This is a genomic window from Bradyrhizobium sp. Kon58, assembly GCF_055807455.1.
On record NZ_JBVVOT010000656.1, the window covers coordinates 1 to 236 of the forward strand.

General features: G+C 60.2%; 1 protein-coding gene. It reads left to right on the top strand.

Annotated elements, in window-relative coordinates; genetic code table 11:
- A partial coding sequence (locus AC0L20_RS41845; protein WP_473295970.1) for a type VI secretion system baseplate subunit TssF occupies nt 1-236 on the top strand: 236 nt, incomplete at both ends.

Here is a 236-nt window from a genome sequence, read left to right on the forward strand (position 1 = left end):
ACCCCGACGACTTGGGCTTTCCCGGTTTCACCGCCGAAGAGGCCTTGCTGCCCTACCCGCGCAATGTGTTCGACGGCTACCGCATCCTGCAGGAATACTTTGTATTTGCGCAGCGGTTTCACTTTTTCAGCCTGACCGGGCTTGCCAGGGTCTGGCCGGCCGTCAGCACCGGGCAGATTCGTTTCGAGTCCATTGCAACCTCATTTCACGCGGGTGTAACCGTCGCGGCCGTGCAT